Below are 4,021 nucleotides of genomic sequence, written 5' to 3'. Positions count from 1 at the left end.
CCGAGGTCAACATCAAGGCCGGCACCAACGTCACCATCGAAGCCGGGGTAATGCTCACGCTCAAGGCAGGCAGCTCGACCATCGTGCTCGGCCCGGCCGGCGTATCCATCGTCGGCACCATGGTCAACGTCAACTCGGGTGGCGGCGGCAGTGGCGCCAACCCGGTCGCGCCCGCCGCCCCCGCCACGCCAGAAGAGCCCACCGCGCCCGAAGATCCGCTCGCGTCCTGAAGACTCGACCACGTCGATACTCGGCCTGCACGACGGCAACGACCTCTGGCACGAGGGCCGGCGCATCAAGGACGCCCGGCGCGCCTTTCGCCATCGGCCCGGCGCCCACCTGAGGGGGACTTTTTTCCGAGCCCCTCGCGCATTGCATGAAAGCTCGCCGCAAAATGGGTGTTGTTGTGCAGGCAGTTGGTGCGACACTTTCCTTCCCCTTAGCGACTTTCATAGGTTTGAGAGATGAGTGAATCATCGGGAGATCTCGACCCGTCCGATCTGGGTTCCGCCGAAAGAACGATCGTCGACGACTGGCTGGAGCCGCTTGCCGACACCCCCTGCGGCGAAGACCTCGAATACGACAACGAATTCCTGGCCTTGGCGCAGCTGGCTGCGGGCAAGCCCGAAACGCAGTTCGCGGAGGCCGAGCCGCCCGACTGGCGCAAGGTGCGCGACGCGGCGGCGGCGTTGTTCGGCCGCACCCGCGATCTGCGCGTGGCCATGCACTGGGTGCGCGCCAACCTGCGCCTCGAAGAATTCGCGGCCCTGCCCGACAGCCTGCGCCTGCTGCGTGGCTTGCTCCAGAACTTCTGGAGCGACCTGCACCCCAAGCTCGACCCCGACGACGGCGATGCCTACGCCCGGCTCAACGTGCTGGCCCTGCTGGGCGAAGTCGAAGGCGTTGTCGGCGACGTGCGCAATGCCCTGGTGGTGCACCACCGCGCGGTCGGCGAGCTCCGCGTGCGCGACGTCGAGGTCATGCTCGGCAAATACCCGCCGCGCGAAGGCGAGACGCCGCTCAGCCGCGCGCAAGTCGAGCAGATGCTCGGCGCCGCCATCGAGCAAGAGCCGGCGCTGGCCACCTTGCCGGCGCGGGCTGCCGCCCAGCTGCGCGCGCTCGCCAGCCTGCTCAACGACAAGGTCGGCATCGAACGCGCGCCCGACACGCGCCCCCTGCACAACCTGATTGCCTGCGTTGTCCAGGTCATGCCTGCCGGTGGCGCAACGGACACCCCTGACGCTGCGGATGCCCCCACGGAAGGCGAGGCCGACGGCAGCGCGGGAGAACGCCCAAGCGGCAAGAAGGGCCTGGGCGACGGCGTTTATTCGCGCGCCGACGCGCTACGCGCCATCGACATGGTCTGCGACTACCTCGAACGCACCGAGCCGACCAATCCGGCGCAGTTGCTGTTGCGCCGCGCGCGTCGGCTCATCAACAAGAACTTCCTGCAGCTGATGCGCGAGCTGGCGCCCGATGCATTGAACGAAGTCGCCCGTATCATGGGTGTCGACCCAGAGAGCATTCAGTCCGAGAGCGAGGAAGGCTGAACGACACAACCCCTTGAGCGCCGGATGCGGCCCTCGCCGCGTCCGGTACCCGATTCAACCTGTTTTGTCTGACCGGAGGTGACCATGAGTAGCCAGAAATTCATCGCACGCAACCGCGCGCCGCGCGTGCAAATCGAATACGACGTCGAGCTGTATGGCGCCGAAAAGAAGATCCAGCTCCCGTTCGTGATGGGCGTGCTGGCCGACCTGTCGGGCAAGCCCGCCGACCCGCTGGCGCCGGTGGCCGACCGCAAGTTCCTCGAAGTGGATGTGGACAACTTCGACTCGCGCATGAAGTCGATGAAGCCCCGCGTGGCCTTCCAGGTGCCCAACACCCTGACCGGCGAAGGCAACATCAGCGTCGACCTGACCTTCGACAGCATGGACGACTTCTCGCCCGCCGCCGTGGCCAAGAAGGTGGACGCGCTCAACAAGCTGCTCGAGGCCCGTCAGCAGCTCGCCAACCTGGTCACCTACATGGACGGCAAGACCGGTGCCGAAGAGCTGATCGCCAAGGTGCTGGCCGACCCGGCGCTGCTGCAGTCGCTCTCGGCCACGGCCAAGCCCACCGACGGCGGCGCAGCCTGATCGGCGCGCACGAGCCGCACACGACATTCGCTAGGAGATCACACATGGCAGAAGCCCAGACCAGCAGCAGCGCGCTGTCGAGCGTCACCCTCGAAGGCAACGACCTCGCCTCGCTGCTCAACAAAGAGTTCAAGCCCAAGACCGACGAAGCCAAGAACGCCGTCGAGACCGCCGTCCAGACGCTCGCCCAGCAAGCGCTGGCCCAGACCAAGCTGATCGGCACCGATGTGGTCAAGTCCATCGAGGCCATGATCGCCGCGATCGACAAGAAGCTGTCCGACCAGATCAACCTGATCCTGCACCACGAAGATTTTCAAAAGCTCGAAGGTGCCTGGCGCGGTCTGCACTACATGGTCAGCAACACCGAGACCGACGAGCAGCTCAAGATCCGCGTGATGAACATCTCGAAGGCGGACCTGGGCAAGACGCTCAAGCGCTACAAGGGCACGGCTTGGGACCAGAGCCCGCTGTTCAAGAAGATCTACGAAGAGGAATACGGCCAGTTCGGTGGCGAGCCCTTCGGCTGCATGGTGGGCGACTACCACTTCGACCACAGCCCGCCCGATGTGGAGCTGCTGGGCGAAATGGCCAAGATCTGCGCGGCCTCGCACATGCCTTTCATCTCGGGCGCCTCGCCGTCCACCATGCAGATGGAGTCGTGGCAAGAGCTGGCCAACCCGCGCGACCTGACCAAGATCTTCACCACGCCCGAGTACGCCGCCTGGCGCTCGCTGCGCGAGTCGGACGACGCGCGCTACATCGGCCTGGCCATGCCGCGCTTCCTGTCGCGCCTGCCCTACGGTTCGCGCACCAACCCGGTCGAGGCCTTCGACTTCGAAGAAGACACCGGCGCGGCCGATCACAACAAGTACACCTGGGCCAACGCGGCGTACGCCATGGCCACCAACATCAACCGTTCGTTCAAGGAATACGGCTGGTGCTCGCGGATTCGCGGCATCGAGTCGGGCGGCGCCGTGCAGAACCTGCCGGCCCACACCTTCCCGACCGATGACGGCGGCGTGGACATGAAGTGCCCCACCGAAATCGCCATCGCCGACCGCCGCGAGGCCGAGCTGGCCAAGGCGGGTTTCATGCCGCTGGTGCACCGCAAGAACAGCGACTTCGCCGCCTTCATCGGCGCGCAGTCGCTGCAAAAGCCCGCCGAATACGACGACCCGGACGCCACCGCCAACGCCAACCTGGCCGCGCGCCTGCCCTACCTGTTCGCCACCTGCCGTTTCGCGCACTACCTGAAGTGCATCGTGCGCGACAAGGTCGGTTCGTTCAAGGAACGCAACGACATGCAGCGCTGGTTGCAAGACTGGATCCTGCAATACGTTGACGGCGACCCGGCGCACTCCACCGAATCGGTCAAGGCCACCAAGCCGCTGGCCGCCGCCGAGGTGGTGGTCGAGGAGGTCGAGGGCAACCCCGGCTACTACTCGTCGAAGTTCTACCTGCGCCCGCATTACCAGCTCGAAGGTCTGACGGTTTCGCTGCGACTGGTGTCGAAGCTGCCCTCCGCCAAGGCCGGTTGATTCGTCTGATTCGCAGTACCGACCCCCTCCCCACCGCTGCGTGGGGGGCGTCTTCGGCCTCGACCGCAGGCGCATTTGCAGCAACACTCAGTTAACCAACGCTTTTAGGAGAGTCCACCATGGCTGTTGACATGTTCATGAAGATCGGCGACGTCAAGGGCGAGTCGCGCGACAAGACCCACGCTGGCGAAATCGACGTGCTGGCCTGGAGCTGGGGCGTCAGCAACTCCGGCTCCGCCCACACGGGCGGCGGCGCCGGCGCCGGCAAGGCCAACGTGCAAGACCTGTCGTTCACCAAGTATGTGGACAAGGCCTCGCCCCCGTTGCTGCTGGCCTGCATGAAGG

Annotated in this window: 4 protein-coding genes and 1 pseudogene; all 5 read left to right on the top strand. The window is 65.6% G+C overall.

Features of this window, described 5'->3' with window-relative positions:
- Positions 1-230 (top strand): annotated as a pseudogene (locus ACE3SS_RS15005) (type VI secretion system tip protein VgrG); the annotation flags it as partial.
- Between the two features lie 234 nt (positions 231-464).
- Complete coding sequence (gene tssA / locus ACE3SS_RS15000; RefSeq protein ID WP_374595329.1) at positions 465-1,550, top strand: type VI secretion system protein TssA; 1,086 nt, start codon at positions 465-467, stop codon at positions 1,548-1,550.
- An 84-nt stretch (positions 1,551-1,634) separates the two neighbouring features.
- Positions 1,635-2,138 (top strand): type VI secretion system contractile sheath small subunit, encoded by a 504-nt coding sequence (gene tssB, locus ACE3SS_RS14995; protein ID WP_374595327.1) that lies wholly within the window; start codon positions 1,635-1,637, stop codon positions 2,136-2,138.
- 44 nt (positions 2,139-2,182) lie between these two features.
- Positions 2,183-3,676, top strand: coding sequence for a type VI secretion system contractile sheath large subunit (tssC, locus tag ACE3SS_RS14990; RefSeq protein WP_374595325.1), 1,494 nt, complete (start codon positions 2,183-2,185; stop codon positions 3,674-3,676).
- Between the two features lie 119 nt (positions 3,677-3,795).
- Positions 3,796-4,021, top strand: a 226-nt coding sequence (locus ACE3SS_RS14985) for a type VI secretion system tube protein Hcp (RefSeq protein WP_374595324.1), incomplete at its 3' end; no start/stop codon positions are given.

Source organism: Aquabacterium sp., assembly GCF_041915145.1.
Classification (GTDB): domain Bacteria; phylum Pseudomonadota; class Gammaproteobacteria; order Burkholderiales; family Burkholderiaceae_C; genus Aquabacterium.
The sequence above is the reverse complement of the archived record's forward strand: the minus strand, read 5'-3'. Positions and strand labels throughout refer to the sequence as shown.